Origin of the sequence: Comamonas sp. MYb69 (assembly GCF_037479315.1) — a bacterium.
In the GTDB taxonomy this organism is placed as follows: domain Bacteria; phylum Pseudomonadota; class Gammaproteobacteria; order Burkholderiales; family Burkholderiaceae_C; genus Comamonas.
In genome coordinates this window covers 1-20,402 of record NZ_JBBGZG010000023.1, presented here as the reverse complement: position 1 = coordinate 20,402, position 20,402 = coordinate 1, and the positions used below count along the sequence as shown (strand labels likewise).

At 60.7% G+C, this 20,402-nt stretch carries 30 protein-coding genes and 1 pseudogene; 6 read left to right on the top strand and 25 right to left on the bottom strand.

The features are described 5' to 3' along the window. Window positions 1-6: 6 nt before the first annotated feature. Genes atpG through WH303_RS23225 form a run of 7 tightly spaced genes read right to left on the bottom strand, consistent with a single transcriptional unit; the run spans window position 7 to window position 5,225 of the window. Window positions 7-879 carry a F0F1 ATP synthase subunit gamma gene (atpG, locus tag WH303_RS23255; protein ID WP_021025619.1) on the bottom strand — a complete coding sequence of 291 codons (873 nt, stop codon included), beginning with the start codon at window positions 877-879 and terminating at the stop codon, window positions 7-9. An 18-nt stretch (window positions 880-897) separates the two neighbouring features. Further along, window positions 898-2,457 (bottom strand): F0F1 ATP synthase subunit alpha, encoded by a 1,560-nt coding sequence (gene atpA / locus WH303_RS23250; RefSeq protein WP_021025618.1) that lies wholly within the window; start codon window positions 2,455-2,457, stop codon window positions 898-900. A gap of 42 nt (window positions 2,458-2,499) precedes the next feature. Continuing rightward, complete coding sequence (locus WH303_RS23245; protein WP_312988806.1) at window positions 2,500-3,048, bottom strand: F0F1 ATP synthase subunit delta; 549 nt, start codon at window positions 3,046-3,048, stop codon at window positions 2,500-2,502. 12 nt (window positions 3,049-3,060) lie between these two features. Beyond that, window positions 3,061-3,531, bottom strand: a complete 471-nt coding sequence (locus WH303_RS23240; RefSeq protein WP_021025616.1) for a F0F1 ATP synthase subunit B — start codon at window positions 3,529-3,531, stop codon at window positions 3,061-3,063. A 35-nt stretch (window positions 3,532-3,566) separates the two neighbouring features. Continuing rightward, entirely contained in the window at window positions 3,567-3,815 is a 249-nt protein-coding gene (gene atpE, locus WH303_RS23235) for a F0F1 ATP synthase subunit C (RefSeq protein WP_021025615.1), read from the bottom strand. A gap of 52 nt (window positions 3,816-3,867) precedes the next feature. Further along, entirely contained in the window at window positions 3,868-4,731 is an 864-nt protein-coding gene (atpB, locus tag WH303_RS23230) for a F0F1 ATP synthase subunit A (RefSeq protein ID WP_021025614.1), read from the bottom strand. 20 nt (window positions 4,732-4,751) lie between these two features. Continuing rightward, window positions 4,752-5,225: an ATP synthase subunit I gene (locus tag WH303_RS23225; RefSeq protein ID WP_021025613.1), complete on the bottom strand. Its 474-nt coding sequence runs from the start codon at window positions 5,223-5,225 to the stop codon at window positions 4,752-4,754. A gap of 219 nt (window positions 5,226-5,444) precedes the next feature. On the opposite strand from WH303_RS23225, the gene WH303_RS23220 reads away from it, so the two are divergent. The 3 genes from WH303_RS23220 (at window position 5,445) to lipA (ending at window position 7,640) form a co-directional block, all read left to right on the top strand. Continuing rightward, window positions 5,445-5,756: a YbeD family protein gene (locus WH303_RS23220; protein WP_021025612.1), complete on the top strand. Its 312-nt coding sequence runs from the start codon at window positions 5,445-5,447 to the stop codon at window positions 5,754-5,756. Between the two features lie 57 nt (window positions 5,757-5,813). Beyond that, window positions 5,814-6,518, top strand: coding sequence for a lipoyl(octanoyl) transferase LipB (gene lipB / locus WH303_RS23215; RefSeq protein ID WP_339521257.1), 705 nt, complete (start codon window positions 5,814-5,816; stop codon window positions 6,516-6,518). 141 nt (window positions 6,519-6,659) lie between these two features. Continuing rightward, window positions 6,660-7,640, top strand: coding sequence for a lipoyl synthase (gene lipA / locus WH303_RS23210; protein WP_021025610.1), 981 nt, complete (start codon window positions 6,660-6,662; stop codon window positions 7,638-7,640). Window positions 7,641-7,724: 84 nt separating this feature from the next. Here lipA and WH303_RS23205 read toward each other — a convergent pair whose 3' ends face one another. Then, window positions 7,725-8,315: a cysteine hydrolase family protein gene (locus tag WH303_RS23205; RefSeq protein ID WP_339521256.1), complete on the bottom strand. Its 591-nt coding sequence runs from the start codon at window positions 8,313-8,315 to the stop codon at window positions 7,725-7,727. A 132-nt stretch (window positions 8,316-8,447) separates the two neighbouring features. On the opposite strand from WH303_RS23205, the gene WH303_RS23200 reads away from it, so the two are divergent. After that, window positions 8,448-9,440, top strand: a complete 993-nt coding sequence (locus WH303_RS23200; RefSeq protein ID WP_339521255.1) for a GlxA family transcriptional regulator — start codon at window positions 8,448-8,450, stop codon at window positions 9,438-9,440. A gap of 16 nt (window positions 9,441-9,456) precedes the next feature. On the opposite strand, the gene ptsP is transcribed toward WH303_RS23200, so the two are convergent. The 4 genes from ptsP to WH303_RS23180 all read right to left on the bottom strand — a co-directional run bounded on the left by ptsP (window position 9,457) and on the right by WH303_RS23180 (window position 12,877). Continuing rightward, window positions 9,457-11,217 (bottom strand): phosphoenolpyruvate--protein phosphotransferase, encoded by a 1,761-nt coding sequence (gene ptsP, locus WH303_RS23195; RefSeq protein WP_021025607.1) that lies wholly within the window; start codon window positions 11,215-11,217, stop codon window positions 9,457-9,459. 283 nt (window positions 11,218-11,500) lie between these two features. After that, on the bottom strand, window positions 11,501-11,770 hold the full coding sequence (locus WH303_RS23190) for an HPr family phosphocarrier protein (RefSeq protein WP_027010583.1): 270 nt from the start codon (window positions 11,768-11,770) through the stop codon (window positions 11,501-11,503). Further along, entirely contained in the window at window positions 11,739-12,188 is a 450-nt protein-coding gene (locus WH303_RS23185; RefSeq protein WP_021025605.1) for a PTS sugar transporter subunit IIA, read from the bottom strand. The genes WH303_RS23190 and WH303_RS23185 overlap by 32 nt, the downstream gene beginning before the upstream one ends. Window positions 12,189-12,331: 143 nt before the next feature. After that, complete coding sequence (locus WH303_RS23180; RefSeq protein ID WP_339521254.1) at window positions 12,332-12,877, bottom strand: hypothetical protein; 546 nt, start codon at window positions 12,875-12,877, stop codon at window positions 12,332-12,334. Window positions 12,878-13,013: 136 nt separating this feature from the next. On the opposite strand from WH303_RS23180, the gene WH303_RS23175 reads away from it, so the two are divergent. Next, window positions 13,014-13,526 carry a TlpA family protein disulfide reductase gene (locus WH303_RS23175; RefSeq protein ID WP_052329777.1) on the top strand — a complete coding sequence of 171 codons (513 nt, stop codon included), beginning with the start codon at window positions 13,014-13,016 and terminating at the stop codon, window positions 13,524-13,526. Between the two features lie 110 nt (window positions 13,527-13,636). Beyond that, the gene (locus tag WH303_RS23170; protein WP_021025603.1) at window positions 13,637-14,131 is read left to right on the top strand and encodes a GNAT family N-acetyltransferase; all 495 of its coding nucleotides are present in this window, start codon (window positions 13,637-13,639) and stop codon (window positions 14,129-14,131) included. Between the two features lie 107 nt (window positions 14,132-14,238). Here the strand turns inward: WH303_RS23170 and WH303_RS23165 are convergent, their stop codons facing one another. The 13 genes and pseudogenes from WH303_RS23165 to WH303_RS23105 form a co-directional block, all read right to left on the bottom strand. Further along, window positions 14,239-14,748 (bottom strand): peroxiredoxin, encoded by a 510-nt coding sequence (locus WH303_RS23165; protein ID WP_339521253.1) that lies wholly within the window; start codon window positions 14,746-14,748, stop codon window positions 14,239-14,241. Window positions 14,749-14,876: 128 nt separating this feature from the next. After that, entirely contained in the window at window positions 14,877-15,146 is a 270-nt protein-coding gene (gene rpsQ / locus WH303_RS23160; protein WP_021025601.1) for a 30S ribosomal protein S17, read from the bottom strand. A gap of 11 nt (window positions 15,147-15,157) precedes the next feature. Continuing rightward, window positions 15,158-15,355: a 50S ribosomal protein L29 gene (gene rpmC, locus WH303_RS23155; RefSeq protein WP_021025600.1), complete on the bottom strand. Its 198-nt coding sequence runs from the start codon at window positions 15,353-15,355 to the stop codon at window positions 15,158-15,160. A gap of 17 nt (window positions 15,356-15,372) precedes the next feature. Continuing rightward, a complete protein-coding gene (gene rplP, locus WH303_RS23150; protein WP_021025599.1) occupies window positions 15,373-15,789 on the bottom strand; it encodes a 50S ribosomal protein L16 in 417 nt (138 codons plus the stop codon). A gap of 2 nt (window positions 15,790-15,791) precedes the next feature. Then, window positions 15,792-16,655: a 30S ribosomal protein S3 gene (gene rpsC, locus WH303_RS23145; protein ID WP_021025598.1), complete on the bottom strand. Its 864-nt coding sequence runs from the start codon at window positions 16,653-16,655 to the stop codon at window positions 15,792-15,794. A 16-nt stretch (window positions 16,656-16,671) separates the two neighbouring features. Beyond that, the gene (rplV, locus tag WH303_RS23140) at window positions 16,672-17,004 is read right to left on the bottom strand and encodes a 50S ribosomal protein L22 (RefSeq protein ID WP_021025597.1); all 333 of its coding nucleotides are present in this window, start codon (window positions 17,002-17,004) and stop codon (window positions 16,672-16,674) included. Window positions 17,005-17,014: 10 nt separating this feature from the next. Next, window positions 17,015-17,290, bottom strand: coding sequence for a 30S ribosomal protein S19 (rpsS, locus tag WH303_RS23135; RefSeq protein ID WP_027010580.1), 276 nt, complete (start codon window positions 17,288-17,290; stop codon window positions 17,015-17,017). Between the two features lie 10 nt (window positions 17,291-17,300). After that, on the bottom strand, window positions 17,301-18,125 hold the full coding sequence (gene rplB, locus WH303_RS23130) for a 50S ribosomal protein L2 (protein ID WP_021025595.1): 825 nt from the start codon (window positions 18,123-18,125) through the stop codon (window positions 17,301-17,303). A gap of 2 nt (window positions 18,126-18,127) precedes the next feature. After that, window positions 18,128-18,463, bottom strand: coding sequence for a 50S ribosomal protein L23 (gene rplW / locus WH303_RS23125; protein WP_021025594.1), 336 nt, complete (start codon window positions 18,461-18,463; stop codon window positions 18,128-18,130). Further along, a complete protein-coding gene (gene rplD, locus WH303_RS23120) occupies window positions 18,460-19,080 on the bottom strand; it encodes a 50S ribosomal protein L4 (protein ID WP_021025593.1) in 621 nt (206 codons plus the stop codon). The genes rplW and rplD overlap by 4 nt, the downstream gene beginning before the upstream one ends. Continuing rightward, entirely contained in the window at window positions 19,080-19,751 is a 672-nt protein-coding gene (gene rplC / locus WH303_RS23115; RefSeq protein ID WP_021025592.1) for a 50S ribosomal protein L3, read from the bottom strand. The genes rplD and rplC overlap by 1 nt, the downstream gene beginning before the upstream one ends. Before the next feature lie 233 nt (window positions 19,752-19,984). Next, window positions 19,985-20,296 (bottom strand): 30S ribosomal protein S10, encoded by a 312-nt coding sequence (gene rpsJ, locus WH303_RS23110; protein ID WP_021025591.1) that lies wholly within the window; start codon window positions 20,294-20,296, stop codon window positions 19,985-19,987. 25 nt (window positions 20,297-20,321) lie between these two features. Then, window positions 20,322-20,402 (bottom strand): annotated as a pseudogene (locus WH303_RS23105) (EF-Tu/IF-2/RF-3 family GTPase); the annotation flags it as partial.

Below are 20,402 nucleotides of genomic sequence, written 5' to 3'. Positions count from 1 at the left end.
GCTGTATTACACAGCCGCGGCGCCTGCGACGATTTCCGACAACTCGGTCGTAATCGCAGCCTGACGCGTCTTGTTGTAGATCAGCTTCAACTCGTTGATGACGTTGCCGGCGTTGTCGGTAGCGGCCTTCATGGCCACCATGCGTGCAGACTGCTCGGAAGCCATGTTGTCTGCAACGGCCGAATAGATCAGCGACTCCGCATAACGCACGAGCAGCTCGTCGATCACACTTTGCGCATCGGGCTCGTAGATATAGTCCCAGCCGTGGGATGCAGCCGGTGCCGAGCCCTGGATCGCTTCTTGCGACAGGGGCAGCAACTGCTCCACAACCGAGTCCTGCTTCATCGTATTGATGAACTTGGTGTAGCACAAATAGACCGCGCTCAGCTTGCCCTCAGCGTACTGGTCGAGCAAAACCTTGGCCGGGCCGATCAGCGCATCCAGATGCGGCGTATCGCCCAGGGCGGTAGCGTTGGCCACCACCTTGACACCGACGCGCGTCAGAAAGCCCAGACCCTTGCTGCCAATGGCCACGGCCTCCGTGCTGACACCCGCAGATTGCAGTTCCTTGAGCTTGTTCGTCACGGCACGCAGCACATTGGTGTTCATGCCGCCGCACAGGCCCTTGTCAGTCGTCACCACGATCACGCCCACCTTCTTGACGTCATTCGACACCATGAAGGGGTGGACATATTCGGGGTTTGCCTGGCTCAGGTGAGCTGCAATTGCGCGAATCTTCTCGCTGTATGGACGGGCTGCCTGCATCCGCTCCTGCGCCTTGCGCATTTTGGATGCGGCAACCATTTCCATGGCCTTGGTGATCTTCTTGGTGTTTTCCACCGATTTGATCTTGCCGCGTATTTCCTTGCCTGCTGCCATGATGACTCCTCGACCGGATTAAGCGAAGGACTTCTTGAATGCAGTGATGGCTGCAGTCAGTTCAGCTTCGTCCTTGCCTTCCTTGTCGAAAGCCTTCTTCTCGTTCAGACGGTCCACCAAGGCGCCGTAGCTGGTCTTGAGGAACTGGTGCAGACCCGATTCAAAGGACAGAACCTTCTTGACTTCGATGTCGTCCATGAAACCCTTGTTCACGGCAAACAGCGACGAAGCCATCAGAGCGACAGGCAGAGGGCTGTACTGGGCTTGCTTGAGCAGCTCGGTCACGCGGGCACCGCGGTCCAGTTGCTTGCGGGTTGCATCGTCCAGGTCAGAAGCGAACTGTGCGAAAGCAGCCAGTTCACGGTACTGCGCCAGGTCGGTACGGATACCGCCGGACAGGCCCTTGATCAGCTTGGTCTGAGCGGAACCACCCACGCGGGACACCGAGATACCGGCGTTGATAGCGGGACGGATACCGGCGTTGAACAGGCTGGTTTCCAGGAAGATCTGGCCGTCGGTGATCGAGATCACGTTGGTAGGCACGAAGGCCGACACGTCACCCGCTTGGGTTTCGATGATAGGCAGAGCCGTCAGCGAACCCGTCTTGCCCTTGACTTCACCCTTGGTGAAGGCTTCCACGTAGTCCGCGTTCACGCGGGCTGCGCGCTCGAGCAGGCGGCTGTGGAGATAGAACACGTCGCCAGGGAACGCTTCGCGGCCTGGTGGACGGCGCAGCAGCAGCGACACTTGGCGGTAAGCCACCGCTTGCTTGGACAGGTCGTCATACACGATCAGGGCGTCTTGGCCACGGTCGCGGAAGTACTCACCCATCGTGCAACCCGAGTAGGCCGACACGTACTGCATAGCAGCGGATTCAGAAGCGGTAGCGGCCACGACGATGGTGTATTCCATCGCGCCGGCTTGCTCCAGCGCACGCACCACGTTCTTGACCGACGAAGCCTTCTGACCAATAGCCACGTACACGCAGGTAACGCCTTGGCCCTTTTGGTTGATGATGGCGTCGATCGCGACAGCGGTCTTGCCGGTCTGGCGGTCACCAATGATCAGCTCGCGCTGGCCACGGCCCACGGGCACCATCGCGTCGATGGACTTGATACCCGATTGCAGGGGCTGGTCCACGGATTGACGGGCGATAACACCAGGCGCAACCTTTTCGATCACGTCGGTCATCTTGGCGTTGATAGGACCCTTGCCGTCGATTGGCTGGCCCAGTGCGTTCACCACGCGACCCACCAGTTCTGGGCCCACGGGCACTTCCAGAATACGGCCGGTGCACTTGACGATGTCGCCTTCCGAGATGTGGGTGTACTCACCCAAGATCACGGCGCCAACAGAGTCACGCTCCAGGTTCAGAGCCAGACCGAAGGAAGGTTGACCGTCGGCGGTAGCTGGGAATTCCAGCATTTCGCCGGCCATCACATCGGACAGGCCGTGCACGCGCACGATACCGTCGGTCACCGACACCACCGTACCTTGGTTACGGATATCGGAATTGCCTGACAGACCCTCAATGCGGCTCTTGATCAGTTCAGAAATTTCTGCGGGATTGAGTTGCATTACTCACTCCTTTTCATGGTTTAGCCGAATCCTCGAACTGCATTACGCAGTGAGGGTTGCTTTCATTTGTTCCAGACGGGCCTTGACCGAGGTGTCAAGCACCTCGTCACCCACCACAACGCGAACGCCGCCAATCAGCGACTCGTCCACGGTGGTGCTCAGATTCAGTGGGCGGCCAAAGCGTTTTTCCAGCACGGTGCCCAGCGCATTCAATGCGGAGTCATCCATGGGGAAGGCGCTGTACACCAGCGCATCCGACGAACCGTTGTTACGGTTCACCAGCGCGCGAAATTGCGAGGCCACTTCAGGCAGCGCATCCAGACGGCGGTTTTCCACCACCGTGCGCAGGAAGTTGCGCGCCAGGTCTGACAAGGCCCAACCGCGTGCCAGCGTCACACCGGCCATCACATCGATCACCTGTTCGTTGGTGACGTTGGGATTGTCGGCCAGCAGGCGCATTTCCGGATCGGCGGCAATCGCCGCCAGTTCGTCCGTCCAAGACAGGGCGTCGCTCAAGCCGGCACCTTTGTCGGTGCAGGCCTTGAACAAGGCTTCAGCGTAAGGACGGGCAATGGTGGCGAGTTCTGCCATTTCGTTGCTTCCTTACAGCTCAGTCTTCAGGCGATTGAGCAAATCACTGTGTACCGCAGGATTGACTTCCTTGCGGAGAATCTGCTCAGCACCCTTGACAGCCAAAGCTGCAACTTGCTCGCGCAGCGATTCGCGCGCCTGGATCACTTGCTGCTCGGCATCTGCACGAGCGGCGGCAATGATCTTGTTGCCTTCTTCGGTAGCACGGGCCTTGGCCTCTTCTACGATTGCTTGGGCACGACGGTCTGCGTCCGCGATACGCGACGCTGTCTCATTGCGGGTTGCGGAAAGTTCTTCCTCAACGCGCTTGTTCACAGCTGTCAACTCGGACTTTGCCTTATCGGCAGCAGCAAGACCATCGGCGATTTTCTTTGCTCGCTCATCCAACGCCTTGGCAATAGGTGGCCACACGAATTTCATCGTGAAGAGCACCAGAATCAAGAAGACAATGGCCTGAACGAACAGGGTCGCGTTAATACTCACGGCAACACCTTTCTATCTACGGCGTTGATCGGAGCTTAGGCCAGTTGGAATGGGTTGGCGAAAGCGAACAGCAGAGCGATAGCAACACCGATCAGGAATGCAGCGTCGATCAGACCAGCCAAGATGAACATCTTGGTTTGCAGTTCGTTGATCAGCTCAGGCTGACGTGCCGACGATTCCAGGAACTTGCCGCCCATCAGAGCAATACCGATCGAAGCGCCGATAGCGCCCAGACCAACAATCAGACCACAAGCCAGAGCGACGAGACCGAGAACGTTTTCCATGATGACTCCTGAGAAAAAAAAGAAAGGTTAAGAGAAAAAGGAAAGGGAACAGTTAGTGAGCTTCATGTGCCTGGCCGAGGTAAATCAGCGTCAGCATCATGAAAATGAAGGCCTGCAGAGTAATCACCAGAATGTGGAAGATCGCCCAGATCGTGCCTGCAATGATGTGCCCCACGGGGAGCAACACACCAGAGAGCGACATAGCGGCTGCGCCACCCATCAGGGCAATCAGCATGAACACCAACTCACCAGCGTACATGTTGCCGAACAGTCGCATACCGTGCGACACCGTCTTGGCAACGTATTCAATAATCTGCATCAGCAGGTTGACGATGCCGAGGATCACGGCAAAGACAGGATTCTTGCTGGTACCAAAGGGTGCGGACACCAGTTCGTGCGCCCAGCCGCCCAGACCCTTGATCTTTACGCTGTAGTACAGGCACAGGATCAGCACGGCCGTCGACAGACCCAGGGTGGTCGACAGATCGGCGGTAGGCACGACACGCAGATAAGCGTGGTGGTCACCGGTGGCACCTTGCCACAGCAGCGGCAGCAAGTCGACCGGCAGCATGTCCATCGCGTTCATCAGGAAAATCCAGACGAAGACGGTGAGCGCCAGAGGAGCGATGAACTTGCGCGATTGGGCATTGTGGATATTGGCCTTGGCCTGGTTATCCACCATCTCGACCAGCATCTCGACTGCGGCCTGGAAACGACCAGGCACGCCGGAGGTGGCCGTGCGCGCGGCCAGCCACATCACGAAGATGCCCAGCACGCCCAAGATCACGCTCACTGAGATCGAATCAAGGTTGACCACCGAGAAATCGATGATCGACTTTTGCTTGATATTCTGAAGATGCTGCAAGTGGTGAACGATGTATTCACTTGCAGTGGGTGCATTCGCTTCTGCGGCCATCGGACAACTCTTCTTCTCAATTACAAAATTTTTGCAGATCTGGTCAGCAGCCAAAGCGCCAACCAGTACGTCTTCATCACTACAACCAGACCCAACACCAGCGCCAACCAGTTGAGTCCCGGCACCACCAGTGGCGCCAGCAGTAGCAGCACCACGGTCAGCACCAATTTTGCGATCTCCAAACCAAAGAACCGGACCATCGCAAGATTCTCTTGCCCAGCCCCCAGATGCAGCCGCAATCCACGTGCAAAAAAGGCAGCAGGAATCACCACCGCCGCCGCACCGTATGCCACCGACCACATCCATCCGGCCCGCTGCGTCACCAGACCCACCAACACGGTGAGCACCACCCCGACGACCAGCTGCCACTTCACCACACGCACCACCGATACCGGCGGATGGCGCTGGCGCCACTCTGCTGCTTCTTGTGCAGTCAGGGGCTTGAAGTCCGATTCTTCGGCCACATGTTCTTCTTGTGGAGCATTTGTTGTCATAGTGTTGGCTCCCGGGCAGAACAACCTAGCCAAAGCCTGCGATTATAAGGATAAACCCGTTGCAAACGGGAAGCGTTTTGTTGCGCGTCTGTTTTTTTGCGGCACACAAGCCTCCCTACAGCCCCTTTTGGCGTCAGTTGTATCCGACAAATTCCACACCAGGAAGATGGCTTATCGTCTGATGGCACATCACTTGCAAGCTTCTGTTTTAATAGCAAAATGAGCACCAATACACCTGCTGCAGACCCCAGCGATTCCGGCACCGATCCTCGCAAAGATTCCCTGATCGAATACCCCTCAGACTTTCCGATTAAAGTGATGGGGCTCAATCAGGACGGCTTTGTCCACGCGGTCACCGCCATCGCCAAGGAACACGACCCCTTCTTTGATGCCAGCAAGATAGAGTTGCGCCCCAGCAGCGGCGACAAGTACCTGGGCGTCACCATCACCGTGACGGCCACCAGCCGCGAACAGCTGGACAACCTCTACCGTGCGCTCACCTCCAGCCCCCTGGTCAAGGTCGTACTGTAAGCGGGCCTTGTTGTCACCTTTGTGAACCTTGCCGGCCCTTGGTGGCCGCTTTTCGCCATGCAGACCCGCTTTCTTGGCCAGGCCGATTACGAGCCCACGCTGCAAGCCATGCAGCAATTCACTGCGCAGCGCACGCCGCAAACGCCCGATGAGCTATGGATTTGTGAGCATGCGGCCACTTTCACCCAGGGCATTGCGGGCCTGCCCAGCCATCTGTTGCATACAGGCGACATTCCGGTGGTGCAAACCAACCGGGGCGGCCAGGTCACCTACCATGGCCCGGGGCAAGTGGTCGCTTACCCGCTGATCGATCTGCAGCGCGCCGGCTACTTCGTCAAAGAATATGTGTTCCGCATTGAAGAAGCCGTGATCCGCACCCTGGCCTCCCTGGGCGTGACCGGCCACCGCGTGGCAGGGGCCCCGGGCATCTATGTGCGCCTCGATGACCCCTTCTCTCACGCGATGCTGGCCCAGCGCCCGGTGCAGCGCGATGGCGCCAGTCCCGCAGCCGCGCCGGTGTTTGACGGCCTGGGCAAGATTGCCGCGCTGGGCATCAAGATCAGCCGCCACTGCAGCTACCATGGTGTGGCCCTGAATGTAAAGATGGACCTGGAACCCTACCACCGCATCAACCCTTGCGGTTATGCCGGGCTGCAAACCGTCGATCTTTCTACAATTGGGGTTAACGCCGACTGGGAGGACGTGGCCAAGACCTTGGCGCGCGAGTTGTCCTCCCGCTTGGCGACTGCCGGTTCTGCATAAGCGGGTGCCGCAGCGCACGCCCTATTCCCCACTAAGGGGCGGCGCAGCAGCCTCGGGCCGTTCTTGCTCAGAGCCTACGGCCCCTCCGGGTTTGTGCGTGCCTCTCGCACAGAACGCGGTGAAACAACTAAAGTGAGCATCATGAGCACCAATGAAGTCGTGCGCGAAGCACAGTCCGCTGCCACCTACAACCCGCTGGCCAAGCAAAAGGCGGCCGCCAAACTGGCGCGCATCCCCGTCAAGGTCCAGCAAGCCGAGGTGCTGAAAAAGCCCGATTGGATCCGCGTCAAGGCCGGCAGCCCCACGACCCGTTTCTACGAGATCAAGGACATCCTGCGCCAGAACAATCTGCACACCGTCTGTGAAGAGGCCAGCTGCCCCAACATCGGCGAGTGCTTTGGCAAGGGCACGGCGACCTTCATGATCATGGGTGACAAGTGCACGCGCCGCTGCCCGTTCTGCGACGTGGGCCATGGCCGCCCCGACCCGCTCGATCTGAACGAGCCGCTGAACCTGGCACGCACCATTGCCGCGCTGCGCCTCAAGTACGTGGTGATCACCAGCGTCGACCGCGATGACCTGCGCGACGGTGGCTCGGGCCACTTTGTCGAGTGCATCAAGAACATCCGCGAGCTCTCGCCCACAACCCAGATCGAGATCCTGGTGCCGGACTTCCGCGGCCGCGATGACCGCGCGCTGGAAATCCTCAAGGCCGCCCCGCCCGATGTGATGAACCACAACCTGGAAACCGCACCGCGCCTGTACAAGGAAGCGCGCCCCGGCTCCGACTACCAGTTCAGCCTGAACCTGCTCAAGAAGTTCAAGGACCTGCACCCCACGGTGCCAACCAAGAGCGGCATCATGGTGGGCCTGGGCGAGACGGACGAGGAAATCCTGCAGGTGATGCGCGACATGCGCGCCCACAACATCGACATGCTGACCATTGGCCAGTACCTGGCGCCCTCGAACAGCCATCTGCCTGTGCGCCGCTATGTGCACCCCGACACCTTCAAGATGTTTGAAGAAGAAGCCTACAAGATGGGCTTCACCCACGCCGCCGTGGGTGCGATGGTGCGCTCGAGCTACCACGCTGACCAGCAGGCACACGCTGCAGGCGTCTAAACACTGAGCGCCCTCGACAAAAAGGCTGCCCCTGACGAACAGGAGCAGCCTTTTTGCTTGGGCGTGTGCGACGGAAGGACAGTTTTATCCCAGCGCCGCGCTGCTGCCCACCACCACCGCATACAGATCACCAATTGTGGCCATCGCGCTTTGGTGCAACTGCGCGGCAGAGACCGCGCCGGCGGCCGATTGCAGTGGCCGGGTAGCGCAGGCATTGGCCACGACGGTGGCACGTTTGCCGCGCAGGAAGGCGCCTTCGGCAGTGAAGGTCACGCACATATGGCTCATGAAGCCGATGATCACCAGCTGCTCGTTGCCCGCAGCCTCGACCTGCTGGGCCAGGTCGGTGTTGTGGAAGGAGTTGGGGGCCGTCTTGACAACGACGGGCTCCCCGGCTTGCGGCGCCACGCTGGCATGGATCTGGCCGATCTCGGCGCGGATGTCATAGGGTGAGCCCTCGCCGCCATCGTGCTGCACATGGATCACCTTGGCGCCCACAGCGCGGGCCTGGGCCAGCAGGCGGGATGCGGCGTCCAGCGCCGGCTCCCAGCCTTCGAGCGCCATCACGCCCCGGGTGTAGGTGTTCTGGTAGTCCACCAGAATCAGGGTCGACTGGGCCAGGACGGCGGGCTTGGCGTCGAGTTGGTTGAGTTCGCGTAAAGTGCGGGTATGCATGGTGCTTGCCTTGTTAGGAGGTTGCTGCCACCGGCAGTGGTGGCGGCATGGAGGCATCTTAGGGACAGCCCCCGCAGCGGACAATGCCGTCTTTGCCGCAGAAACCGACACCGGCCTCGAATGAAAGAACGCATGCCGCACCCTGAACGCTTGATGGTGATCGTGTTGTTTGACCGGGTTGACCTGCTCGACATCAGCGGCCCGCCCGAGGTGTTTGCGCTGCTGCAGCGCGAGATGGACGCGCCCTGCGGCTACCAGGTGCTGCTGGCGGCCGAGTCGCTCGAGCCCGTCACCACGGCTGCGGGCGTGCGCGTGCTGCCCGACATACGCCTCTCCAGCCTGCAGCACCAGGCCATTGACACCTTGATCGTGCCGGGCTCGGTCAACACCGATGCCCAGGGCCGCGTGCAGGCGCTGGCCGATCCGGCCGTCGTGCAGTGGGTGCAGACGCTGGCGGGCCAGTCCCGGCGCGTGGCCTCGGTCTGCGTCGGCGCGCATATCCTGGCAGCCGCCGGCCTGCTCAGCGGCAAGGAGGCCACGACACACTGGTCCACCGCCGCGCAGCTGGCCCAGGACCACCCGGACATCCGCGTGGATGCCGACCGCATCTACATCCAGCAGGGCCGCATCTGGACCGGAGCGGGCCTGACCACCTGCCTGGACCTGGCGCTGGCCCTGGTGGCCGAGGATTTTGGCAATACGCTGGCGACGCGTGTGGCGCGCCAGCTGGTGATGTTCCTGAAGCGCCCCGGCGGCCAGAGCCAGTTCAGCGTGATGCTCGAGCCGCTGTCGAGCACACGCCGCATGGACAAGCTGCGCCAGTACATCGCCGAGCACCTGGGCCAGCCGCTGTCGATGCCCGACCTGGCCGAGCAGATGCATGTGAGCGACCGGCAGCTGGCCCGTATCTTCAAGACCGAGCTGGGCATGACGCCGGCCGCCTACCTGGAAGCGGCGCGGGTGGAGGCGGCCCGCCAGCAGCTCGAAGCCACCGATGCCCCGCTGGAGCGGGTGGCCCAGACCTGCGGCTTCAACACCACCGACACGCTGCAGCGCGCGTTTCGCCGCCAGCTGGGCACCACGCCGGGCCAGTACCGCAGCCGCTTTCGCACGCCCACAGAATGAGTCGGGGCCGAGGCCTTTAACTCTCCAGCACGCCAGCCGGATCTTCTGACGCAATCACTTGCTGGGCCCAGCCCACCAGGCGCCGCGTGTCGGCCCGCAGCACCTGCTGCTTGATGGCCAGGATCTGCGCGGGCTGCATCGAAAAGCTGCGCAGGCCCAGGCCCAGCAGCAAGCGGGTCATCGCGGTATCGCCGGCCATCTCGCCGCAGACGCAGACATCCTTGCCGGCGGCGTTCGCCGCCTGGATGACCTCGGCCACCAGGCGCAGCACGGCGGGGTGGAAGGGGTCGTAGAGCTGCGACACCGCCTCATCGGCCCGGTCGATCGCCAAGGTGTACTGGATCAGGTCGTTGGTGCCGATCGAGAGGAAATCGAAGTACTTCAAAAAGGTGCGCACCGTCAGCGCTGCGGCCGGTATCTCGACCATCGCGCCGAGCTTGACCAAACCCTGGGGCACATTGCGCTCGCGCAGCTCCTGCGAGGCTTGCTCGACCAGTGCCAGGGTCTGCTTGATCTCGCTGACATGGGCGAGCATCGGAAACAGCAATTGCACCGGGCCATGCGCTGCTGCGCGCAAGATGGCGCGCAGCTGGGTGCGGAACATGTCCGGATCAGCCAGGCTGAAGCGGATGGCGCGCAAACCCAGCGCCGGGTTGAGGTAGTAGTCCTTGGGCTGGGCCTTGTCCAGCGGCTTGTCGGCGCCCACGTCGAGCGTGCGGATCGTCACCGGCATGCCCTGCATGCCTTCGAGCGCCTCGCGGTAGGCGCGGTACTGCTCTTCTTCATCGGGTACCTTGCCGCCCCGGCCCATGAAGAGAAACTCGGTGCGGAACAGGCCCACGCCCACGGCACCGGCTTTCACCGCCGCCGGGCCATCGCCGGGCTGCTCGATATTGGCCAGCAGCTCGATGCGCTCGCCATCGATGGTGATGGACGGCGTATCGCGCAGGCGCGAGAGGCGCTCGCGTTCCAGGCGCATCTGGCGCTGCTTGAAGCGGTACTCCTCCAGCAGGATCGGCGAGGGGTCGACAATCACCTCGCCGGCATCGCCGTCGATGATGACCCAGTCATCGGCGCGGATCAGCTGGCTGGCCGTGCGGGCACCCACGACGGCCGGAATATCCATGCTGCGCGCGACGATGGCGGTGTGGCTGGTCTTGCCGCCCACCGCCGTGACAAAGCCGGCAAACACGCTTTGCTTGAACTGCAGCATGTCGGCGGGCGAGAGGTCATTGGCGATCAGCACCATCGGCGCATCGCGCTCATCGGCCACCCAGTCGTGCTGCCCCTCCTGCACGCCCAGCGGCGTGCTGACCGGCGCCGCCACCGGGCTGGAGACGCCGCGCATATGGCGCAGCACGCGCTCGACCACCTGCTCGAGGTCGCCTTTGCGCTCACGCAGGTACTCGTCGTCCATCTCGTCGAACTGGCGGCACAGCAGCTCCAGCTGCGCGGTCAGCGCCCATTCGGCGTTGTAGAGGCGCTCGCTGATCAGCTGGCGCACACCCGAGGACAGCATGTCGTCCTGCACCAGCATCAGGTGCACATCCAAGAGCGGCTCAAGCTCCTGCGGCGCATCGACCCCCAGGTCGCCACGCAGGCGCTGCAGCTCTTCGATCACCGCCAGCCGGCCTTTGCGCACACGCTCTATCTCACGCGCCACCTGGTCGGGCTCGATCAGGTAATGGGTCACCTCCAGGTGGCTGGACGCCGCCATGACGGCCCGGCCAATGGCAATCCCCCGGGCCACTGCGATTCCATGGATGGCAAATGTCATGCGGAACTTCCTCTTCGCTGGCGCGCTGTTGCGCCAAGCTGATTTATACGCCTGTCTCAGAAGACTGTACAAGCTCGGGGGCTGGTAAAGCGCGGGGAAAGGCGGGCATTCAGGTAAAGCGCAGCAGCGCATGCCAGTGCCCGCATCGGCAACCTACCAGCACCGGCCGGCAGCGGCGTGCCGGGTGCGTAGTGCCGGGTGCGTAGTGCCTGGTCCGTGGTGCCTGTGCGCGGCTCCTGATCCGAAAAGCGAGCCCGCGCCGCTGCAGGCGCCAGGCCGCGCCTTACTCGCCTTCGCCGAACTTGTCGTTGATGAGGGCCAGCAAGGCGTCCATCGCCTGCTGTTCATCGGCGCCGTCGGTCTCGATGCTGACCTCGGTGCCAATGCCGGCGGCCAGCATCATCACGCCCATGATGCTTTTGGCATTGACGCGGCGCTCACCCCGCGTGATCCAGACCTCGCAGGCAAAGCTGCCAGCGAGCTTGGTGAGTTTGGCCGACGCGCGGGCATGCAGGCCCAATTTATTGCTGATGGTGACTGCGGTCTTGATCATGTGCTCGGATATTTTGGTTCTGTGGCGTGTTCTGCGTCACCTGCATGATGCCCTGGCTGCCCCCTGCAATGGCCCGGGCCACGAGGCTGTCGAGCGTCTCTTGGCGGTAGCACAGCGCACGCAGCAGCATCGGTAGGTTGACACCGGCCACCAGCCGGGTGGATGCACGGCGCTTGGCCAGCTCCTGGGCAATATTATGCGGGGTCGCGCCAAACACGTCGCTCAGCACCAGCACCGGGCCGCTGTGGCTGTGGTCGAGCATGGCCTGCGCCTCCTGCAGGCAGGCCACCGGATCGGCGCTGGCAGGCACATCCAGCGCCATCAGGTGCTCTCCGCTGTCGGGGAACACATGCGCAGCGCATTGCGCCAGCGCCTGGGCCAGCGGTGCATGGGCGATCAACAATATCCGGTTGCTCATCAAATCAAAAACCAAGAAGTTCTGTGAAGGGCGCGCGGCTGGCCGCCTTCCTGGCCCAGCCGCACCCTGTCCCAGTGTAGCGATTTTGCGGCACTGCAACATTGGTAGTGTTGCTTAGCCGAGGGTCAGGGTGGGTCCGCACCCTAGCGCAACTGCAGTCCTTTGACAAAGCTCTGCAGCGCCTCAGCAGCCAATGGCCCAGGTGACAGCACCAGCGCCTGGTACACGCGCACCTGCGGCCCTTCGCTGCGCGCAAACCAGCGCGCATTGGCATACACCGTCTGGCCTTGGCCATCGCGGCCCTGCCACTGCAGCTGGCGCGCCTGGGGTAGCTCCAGCGTACCGGGCAAGACAAAGGCCTGCCCGGGCAGCGGCTGCCAGGCATCGGTCCTCTGCAACTGCTGGTGCAGTGCCTTTTGCCAGTCCGTCAGTACCGTGGCCGCGTCCTGCGGCTGCGCCAGGGCCACATGGGCCAGCGCATAGGTGGCGCCACCTGCCTGGCAACCCACCATCGATACGGCCAGGGTCTGCGCGCCCCAGGCCACATCACGCACCGCACGGTCGGGCTTGCAGGGCAGCATCAGGTCCAGTGGCGCATCGGCCAGGGCCACCACGCGCCAGTTCAGCGCCGGGCTGCAGGCGGCCAGCAACAAGGCAGTGGGGAGGATCAGGCGGGGGGCCAGGGGCATCCGGCCATTATGGGCACGGCACTGCGATGGTCAAGCGGGACGCGCAGGTATGGCCGCTGCGCTGCGCCCGCCAGCAGCCCTGGTCGCATAATGGCCACAGCGCCGAACTTTCGGCACCGCTTTGACTCCGAGCACCATGTCCCGAAAAACCACTACCACCGTCCTCACCACGCTGGCCATCGCTGCGGCGATTGGCATCGGTGCCTTTGTCTACCAGGGCACGGGGCAGGCGGCCGCGCCCGAGAGCCGGTTTGTGCTGCTCAACGGCAGCACCCAGACGACGGCCGACATGAAGGGCAAGGTCACCCTGGTGAACTTCTGGGCCACCAGCTGCACCACCTGCGTGGCGGAAATGCCCGAGATCATCAAGACCTACGACAAGTACAAGGACCGGGGCTACGACACCATGGCGGTCGCCATGCACTACGACCCGCCCAGCTATGTCGTCAACTTTGCCGAGTCGCGCAAGCTGCCCTTCAAGGTGGCGATCGACAACACCGGCCAGATTGCCAAGGACTGGGGCGACATCCAGCTCACCCCGACCACCTTTGTCGTGAACAAGCAGGGCCAGGTGGTCAAGCGCTATGTAGGCGCCCCCAATTTTGAGGAGCTGCACAAGCTGATCGACAAGCTGCTGGCAGAGACCTGAGCCTTTGCAACACCCCCCCCAAGAAAACCGCCCTCGATAGGCGGTTTTTCGATGGCGCCTGCGATGGTGCGGGCGCTACACTGCACATTCCTTGACTAAGCGCCGCCGCTGTGGACCGACCTGAGATAACGTTCCTGCACCCCACCACACCGGAAGAGCTCGCCGTGACCCGCGAGATCTTTCGGGAATATGCCCAATCACTGGATATTGATCTGGGCTTCCAGGGTTTTGAGGATGAGCTGGCCGAGCTGCCCGGCGAATATGGCGACCCGCGCGGCGACCTGGTGCTGGCGCTGGTGGAAGGCTCGGTCGCCGGCTGCTGCGCGCTGCGGCCCATGGACGATGTGGACTACAGCAACGCCTGCGAGATGAAGCGCCTCTATGTGCGCAAGGCCTTCCGGGGCTTTGGCCTGGGCCGCCAGCTGGTGGACTACACCATGGCCAGCGCCATCCGCCTGGGCTATGACTGCATCTTGCTCGACACGCTGGACAGCATGGAATCGGCCCGCGCGCTCTATGCCGATTTTGGCTTTGAAGAGATTCCGCCCTACTACCACAACCCCGTCGCTGGCACGCACTACCTCAAGGCAGACGTCCATCCCTGACCGCTGTGCATGACGCTCAGCCCGCAAAAAAGCACGCCTAGGCGTGCTTTGTGCATTCAGGCCAGGCCCTGCGATGCCTTACGGCACCACAGCAGCCCGGTGTGGCCTTAACCCTGCTTGGCTTGGGCCAGGATGGTGTCGGCATCGCTGACCGTGAACTGGCCAGGGGCTTCCACGTTCAGCTGCACCACCTTGCCATCCTTGACCAGCATGGAGTAGCGGTTGCTGCGCAGGCCCAGGCCCTTGCCGTTGAGGTCCAGCGTCAGGCCGGTGGCCTTGGCAAAGGCGGCGTCGCCATCACCAATCATGCGCACCTTGCCTTCGGTGTGCTGGTCCTTGCCCCAGGCGCCCATCACAAAGGCGTCATTGACGGACAGGCACCAGATTTCGTCCACACCGGCGGCCTTGAAGGCTTCTGCCTTTTCCACGTAGCCAGGCAGGTGCTTGGCCGAGCAGGTCGGCGTGAAAGCGCCGGGCACCGCAAACAAAGCGATGGTCTTGCCAGCCGCTTCCTTGCTCACATCAAAGGCGTTGGGGCCCAGGCTGCAGCCATTGCCCTCGACCGCCACAAACTCGCTCAGGGTTGCAGAGGGAAGCGAATCGCCAACTTTGATCATGGTGTACTCCTTGTAAATTGCCCATCAGGCAGTGATCCCGCCGGCCGGAGGGCCAAAACGGGCATAAAAAAACGACCCACAGATTGTGGGTCGTTTTTGAAGTTACGTTGGTGCAAGTCGCAAAAGACTTAAACCAAAGCAGCCTTTTGCACCAAGCGGGTAGCCACCCAGTTCTTGGTCTTGGAGAGCGGACGGCTCTCGGTGATCTCGATCGTATCGCCGGTGTTGTACTCGCCCTTTTCGTCGTGGGCGTGGTACTTGCTGGACTTGATCATGATCTTGTCGTAGATGGGGTGCTTCACGCGACGTTCTACCAGAACGGTCACGGTCTTTTCACGCTTATCGCTGACCACCTTGCCAATCAAGGTGCGCTTGAGGGATTTTTTAGCTTCCGTCATGTCGGCTCCTATTACTTGGCGGCTTGCTTTTCAGCAAGAATGGTCTTGGCACGTGCCACATCGCGGCGGGTAGCCTTGATGGTAGCGGTGTTGCCCAGTTGTTGCGTTGCCTTTTGCATGCGCAGACCAAAGTGAGCCTTTTGCAAGGACTTGATCTCGGCTTCCAGGCCAGCAACGTCTTTTTGGCGCAGTTCAGCAGCTTTCGTCATATCGATTTCTCCTGAATTTAAGCGCCAAGCTGACGGGTAACGAACGTGGTGCGCAGCGGCAGCTTGGCAGCAGCCAGGCGGAACGCTTCGCGGGCCAGTTCTTCGGGCACGCCAACGATTTCGAACACCATCTTACCGGGCTGAATTTCAGCCACGTAGTACTCTGGGTTGCCCTTACCGTTACCCATACGGACTTCGGCTGGCTTGGTCGAGATTGGCTTGTCAGGGAACACGCGGATCCAGATACGGCCACCACGCTTGACGTGACGGGAGATTGCACGACGTGCAGCCTCGATCTGGCGGGCCGTCAGGCGGCCACGGTCCGTGCATTTCAGGCCGAAATCACCGAACGCTACCGTGTTACCACGGGTTGCGATACCAGTGTTGCGACCCTTTTGCTCCTTGCGGTATTTGCGGCGAGCAGGTTGCAGCATAGTTATTCTCCTTTACCGTCCGCTGCTGTAGCGGGCGCGTCAGTCTTGCGAACGCGCTTAACGGAATCAGCACCAGCGCCGGCGGGCTTGTCGCTGCCGTCTGCAGGAGCCGTGTTACCACCAGCGGGGCGACGAGGGCCACGCGATGGACGATCGCCATTGCGGTTGTCACGACGAGGACCACGTGGACGACGCTCTTCTTCAGGACGTGGCGTTTCTGCGGCTGGCAGATCGTTACGACCCAGAGTGTCACCCTTGTAGACCCACACCTTCACGCCGATCACACCGTAGGTGGTCTTGGCCTCGGAGGTGCCGTAATCGATGTCGGCGCGCAGGGTGTGCAGTGGCACACGACCTTCGCGGTACCACTCGGTACGTGCGATTTCGATACCGTTCAGACGGCCCGACGACATGATCTTGATACCTTGAGCGCCCAGACGCATCGCGTTCTGCATCGCACGCTTCATGGCGCGACGGAACTGGATACGCTTTTCGAGCTGCTGGGTGATCGAGTCAGCGATCAGCTGGGCATCGATTTCAGGCTTGCGCACTTCTTCGATGTTCACAGCGACTGGCACGCCCAGGCGAGCAGCGAGTTCCTTCTTCAGGGCCTCGATGTCTTCACCCTTCTTGCCGATCACCACACCAGGACGCGCCGAGTAAATGGTGATGCGGGCGTTCTTGGCAGGACGCTCGATCAGAACGCGTGCCACGGCAGCGTTCTTCAGCTTCTCTTTCAGGTACTCACGAACCTTGATGTCTTCGGCCAGCATGCCGGCGAAATCACGGTTGCTTGCGTACCAGCGGCTAGACCAGTTACGGCTGACCGCCAGACGGAAGCCGGTAGGATGGATTTTTTGTCCCATGTTCTTCCTTTAGGCCTCAGTTACCCACGGTCACATAAATGTGGCAGGTAGGCTTGCTGATGCGGTTGCCGCGGCCCTTGGCGCGAGCGGTAAAACGCTTGAGCGTGGTGCCTTGCTCGACGAAGATGGTCTTGACCTTCAATTCGTCGATGTCAGCGCCGTCGTTGTGCTCAGCGTTGGCGATAGCGGACTCCAGAACCTTCTTGACGATCACAGCAGCTTTTTTCTGCGTGAATTCGAGAATGTTCAGAGCTTGGTCAACCTTCTTGCCGCGAATCAGATCCGCAACCAGACGGCCTTTGTCAACCGACAGGCGAACGCCGCGGAGGACTGCACGTGTTTCAGACATGGTCTACTCCTTATCGTTTCGCTTTTTTATCAGCGGGGTGACCCTTGAAGGTGCGCGTCAGGGCGAATTCGCCGAGCTTGTGGCCCACCATCTGGTCGGTTACATATACCGGTACGTGTTGCTTGCCGTTGTGCACGGCGATGGTCAGACCGATGAAATCGGGCAGAACCATGGAGCGACGCGACCAGGTCTTCACTGGTTTCTTGTCCTTGGTGGCGATGGCCTTTTCGACCTTTGCCAGCAAGTGATGGTCAACAAACGGACCCTTTTTAAGAGAACGAGTCATTTGCTACCCCTTACTTCTTACGGCGCGACACGATCATGGTCTGTGTGCGCTTGTTGTTACGGGTACGGTAGCCCTTCGTCAGATTGCCCCATGGGTCAACTGCGTGACGGCCTTCACCGGTCTTGCCTTCACCACCACCGTGTGGGTGATCGACAGGGTTCATCACCACACCGCGAACGGTAGGACGAATACCCATCCAACGCTTGACACCGGCCTTGCCCAGTTGGCGCAGGCTATGTTCTTCGTTGGCGACTTCACCGATGGTTGCACGGCATTCGATATGGATCTTGCGAACTTCGCCCGAACGCATACGCACTTGGGCGTAGACGCCTTCGCGAGCCAGCAGGGTAGCCGAGGTACCAGCGGAACGGGCGATTTGTGCGCCAGCGCCGATCTTCAGCTCGATGCAGTGAATGGTCGAACCCACAGGGATGTTGCGGATCGGCAGGGTGTTACCCACGCGGATCGGTGCTTCAGAGCCACTGATGATGGTTGCGCCCACTTCCAGGTTACGCGGAGCGATCACATAACGACGCTCGCCGTCTGCGTAGCACACCAGAGCGATGTGAGCGGTACGGTTTGGATCGTATTCAATGCGTTCCACCTTGGCGGGGATGCCGTCCTTGGTGCGCTTGAAGTCCACCACACGGTAGTGGTGCTTGTGACCACCGCCCTTGTGACGGGTAGTGATGTGACCGTTGTTGTTGCGGCCTGCCTTTTGGAACTGAGGTTCCAGCAGAGGAGCGAAACCTTCGCCCTTGTGCAGATGGCCACGGGTCACCTTCACCACATGGCGTTGGCCGGGCGAAGTTGGTTTGAGCTTAATAACAGCCATGATTACGCAGCCTCCCCAGAGAGGTTCAGCTCTTGACCTGGCTTGAGCAGCACATAAGCCTTGCGCACGTTGTCGCGGCGGCCGATGGTCTTGCCAAAGCGCTTGGTCTTGCCCTTGGTGTTCACCACAGACACGCCCTTCACTTCGACCTTGAACAGCAGCTCAACAGCGGCCTTGATCTCGGGCTTGGTGGCGTTCTGCAGCACCTTGAATGTCACAGCGTTGGACTTTTCAGCAACCAGCGTGGCCTTTTCGGACACGATAGGAGCAACCAGCACTTGCATCAGACGACCTTCGTCGAACTTGCGTTCGGCGGGAGTAGGGTTCACACGGCTCATGCGAACATCTCCTTGAGTTTGTCGAGAGCGCCCTTGGTAACGAGCACTTTCTTGAATTGCACCAGCGACACTGGATCAGCGTAACGTGGCTCAACCACGAACACATTCTTCAGATTGCGCGAAGCGAGGTACAGGTTTTCGTCCACTTCGTCGGCGATCACCATCACCGAGTCCAGGTTCATGGACTTGAACTTGTCAGCCAGTACCTTGGTCTTGGGCGAATCAACCGTCAGCGAATCAACCACAGCCAGGCGGCCTTCACGGGCCAGCTGCGAGAAGATGGATGCCATACCGGCACGGTACATCTTCTTGTTGATCTTCTGCGTGAAGTTTTCATCAGGCAGATTCGGGAAGATGCGACCGCCGCCACGCCACAGAGGCGAAGACGACATACCAGCACGTGCACGGCCAGTACCCTTTTGTTTGAAAGGCTTGGCGGTGGTGTGACGGACTTGTTCGCGGTCCTTTTGAGCGCGTGTGCCTTGACGGCCGTTGGCGCGGTAAGCAACGATGATCTGGTGAATCAGGTCTTCATTGAAATCGCGACCAAACACGGTCTCAGGAGCGTCCACTTGGGAGGCTGCCTTACCTTGTTCGTTCAGGAGTTCGAGCTTCATTAGTTCGCTCCTTTAGCAGCTGCCTTGACAGCAGGACGCACGGTCACGAAGCCATTCTTCGAACCGGGGATTGCGCCCTTGATCAGCAGCAGTTGACGGGCTTCGTCGATGCGAACCACGTCGAGATTCTGGGTAGTCACGGTCTCATCGCCCATGTGACCGGTCATGCGCTTACCGGGGAACACGCGACCTGGGTCTTGTGCCATACCGATCGAGCCGGGAACATTGTGCGAACGGCTGTTACCGTGAGAAGCACGTTGCGACTTGAAGTTGTGACGCTTGATGGTACCGGCGTAGCCCTTACCGATCGAGGTACCTTGCACGTCGACCTTTTGGCCCACTGCGAAGATCTCGGTCACTGGCAAGGATGCACCTGCGGCGTACTTGCCGGCGGTGTCAGCTTCAACGCGGAATTCCTGGGTGATTTCACCAGCTTCCACGCCTGCCTTGGCCAGGTGGCCAGCGGCTGGCTTGGTCACGCGCGAAGCGCGGCGTTGACCAAAGGTGACCTGCAGGGCCACGTAGCCGTCGTTCTCTTGGGTTTTGACCTGGGTCACGCGGTTGTTAGACACATCCACCACGGTGACAGGCACTGCATCGCCGTCATCCGTGAACAGGCGCATCATGCCTACCTTACGGCCCAGCAACCCGAGGGAGTTGCTTTGACTCATTTGTTGCTCCAAAACTTCCGCCACCGAAACTGCAATTGGCTCGGTGTTGCCCCTGGGTTTGACGCCACAGGCACGAAAGAAGGTTAATAAAAACTTCGCCTCTTACCACCAAAATGCCAGGCAAATTGGATGTATAGATCACGAAGCCATAAATTCTAACGCGAACTTCCCAAATAGGCAAGTTCGCGTTAGAAAGGACAAGCAGCCACACCGGCAGGTGTGGCTTTCAGGCCTTATTGCAGTTTGATTTCGACGTCCACGCCGGCAGCCAGGTCCAGCTTCATCAGCGCGTCAACGGTCTTGTCGGTAGGATCGACAATGTCCATCAGGCGTTGGTGGGTGCGGATTTCCAGCTGGTCACGCGAAGTCTTGTTCACGTGGGGCGAGCGCAGAATGTCAAAACGCTTCATGCGGGTTGGCAGGGGCACGGGGCCCTTGACAATCGCGCCGGTGCGCTTGGCGGTTTCAACGATTTCAGCAGCGGACTGGTCGATCAACTTGTAATCGAAAGCCTTCAGGCGGATGCGGATTTTTTGCTTGGACATGGTTAATTCCCAGTTGTGCTAAGAATTAAGCAATGATCTTGGCAACCACGCCAGCGCCCACGGTACGGCCGCCTTCGCGAATAGCGAAACGCAGACCTTCTTCCAT

What these genes read in the sequence shown, in the direction of transcription:
- atpA (WP_021025618.1), bottom strand. Translation starts at nt 2,457, where the DNA reads ATGCAACTCAATCCCGCAGAAATTTCTGAACTGATCAAGAGCCGCATT.
- WH303_RS23245 (WP_312988806.1), bottom strand. Translation starts at nt 3,048, where the DNA reads ATGGCAGAACTCGCCACCATTGCCCGTCCTTACGCTGAAGCCTTGTTC.
- rplB (WP_021025595.1), bottom strand. Translation starts at nt 18,125, where the DNA reads ATGGCTGTTATTAAGCTCAAACCAACTTCGCCCGGCCAACGCCATGTG.
- rpsQ (WP_021025601.1), bottom strand. Translation starts at nt 15,146, where the DNA reads ATGACGGAAGCTAAAAAATCCCTCAAGCGCACCTTGATTGGCAAGGTG.
- WH303_RS23190 (WP_027010583.1), bottom strand. Translation starts at nt 11,770, where the DNA reads ATGATCAAGACCGCAGTCACCATCAGCAATAAATTGGGCCTGCATGCC.
- WH303_RS23220 (WP_021025612.1), top strand. Translation starts at nt 5,445, where the DNA reads ATGAGCACCAATACACCTGCTGCAGACCCCAGCGATTCCGGCACCGAT.
- rpmC (WP_021025600.1), bottom strand. Translation starts at nt 15,355, where the DNA reads ATGACGAAAGCTGCTGAACTGCGCCAAAAAGACGTTGCTGGCCTGGAA.
- WH303_RS23225 (WP_021025613.1), bottom strand. Translation starts at nt 5,225, where the DNA reads ATGACAACAAATGCTCCACAAGAAGAACATGTGGCCGAAGAATCGGAC.
- lipB (WP_339521257.1), top strand. Translation starts at nt 5,814, where the DNA reads ATGCAGACCCGCTTTCTTGGCCAGGCCGATTACGAGCCCACGCTGCAA.
- ptsP (WP_021025607.1), bottom strand. Translation starts at nt 11,217, where the DNA reads ATGACATTTGCCATCCATGGAATCGCAGTGGCCCGGGGGATTGCCATT.
- rplD (WP_021025593.1), bottom strand. Translation starts at nt 19,080, where the DNA reads ATGAAGCTCGAACTCCTGAACGAACAAGGTAAGGCAGCCTCCCAAGTG.
- atpB (WP_021025614.1), bottom strand. Translation starts at nt 4,731, where the DNA reads ATGGCCGCAGAAGCGAATGCACCCACTGCAAGTGAATACATCGTTCAC.
- rpsC (WP_021025598.1), bottom strand. Translation starts at nt 16,655, where the DNA reads ATGGGACAAAAAATCCATCCTACCGGCTTCCGTCTGGCGGTCAGCCGT.
- atpE (WP_021025615.1), bottom strand. Translation starts at nt 3,815, where the DNA reads ATGGAAAACGTTCTCGGTCTCGTCGCTCTGGCTTGTGGTCTGATTGTT.
- WH303_RS23165 (WP_339521253.1), bottom strand. Translation starts at nt 14,748, where the DNA reads ATGATCAAAGTTGGCGATTCGCTTCCCTCTGCAACCCTGAGCGAGTTT.
- WH303_RS23185 (WP_021025605.1), bottom strand. Translation starts at nt 12,188, where the DNA reads ATGAGCAACCGGATATTGTTGATCGCCCATGCACCGCTGGCCCAGGCG.
- atpG (WP_021025619.1), bottom strand. Translation starts at nt 879, where the DNA reads ATGGCAGCAGGCAAGGAAATACGCGGCAAGATCAAATCGGTGGAAAAC.
- rplW (WP_021025594.1), bottom strand. Translation starts at nt 18,463, where the DNA reads ATGAGCCGTGTGAACCCTACTCCCGCCGAACGCAAGTTCGACGAAGGT.
- rplC (WP_021025592.1), bottom strand. Translation starts at nt 19,751, where the DNA reads ATGAGTCAAAGCAACTCCCTCGGGTTGCTGGGCCGTAAGGTAGGCATG.
- rplV (WP_021025597.1), bottom strand. Translation starts at nt 17,004, where the DNA reads ATGTCTGAAACACGTGCAGTCCTCCGCGGCGTTCGCCTGTCGGTTGAC.
- rpsS (WP_027010580.1), bottom strand. Translation starts at nt 17,290, where the DNA reads ATGACTCGTTCTCTTAAAAAGGGTCCGTTTGTTGACCATCACTTGCTG.
- WH303_RS23200 (WP_339521255.1), top strand. Translation starts at nt 8,448, where the DNA reads ATGCCGCACCCTGAACGCTTGATGGTGATCGTGTTGTTTGACCGGGTT.
- WH303_RS23175 (WP_052329777.1), top strand. Translation starts at nt 13,014, where the DNA reads ATGTCCCGAAAAACCACTACCACCGTCCTCACCACGCTGGCCATCGCT.
- lipA (WP_021025610.1), top strand. Translation starts at nt 6,660, where the DNA reads ATGAGCACCAATGAAGTCGTGCGCGAAGCACAGTCCGCTGCCACCTAC.
- WH303_RS23205 (WP_339521256.1), bottom strand. Translation starts at nt 8,315, where the DNA reads ATGCATACCCGCACTTTACGCGAACTCAACCAACTCGACGCCAAGCCC.
- rpsJ (WP_021025591.1), bottom strand. Translation starts at nt 20,296, where the DNA reads ATGTCCAAGCAAAAAATCCGCATCCGCCTGAAGGCTTTCGATTACAAG.
- rplP (WP_021025599.1), bottom strand. Translation starts at nt 15,789, where the DNA reads ATGCTGCAACCTGCTCGCCGCAAATACCGCAAGGAGCAAAAGGGTCGC.
- WH303_RS23180 (WP_339521254.1), bottom strand. Translation starts at nt 12,877, where the DNA reads ATGCCCCTGGCCCCCCGCCTGATCCTCCCCACTGCCTTGTTGCTGGCC.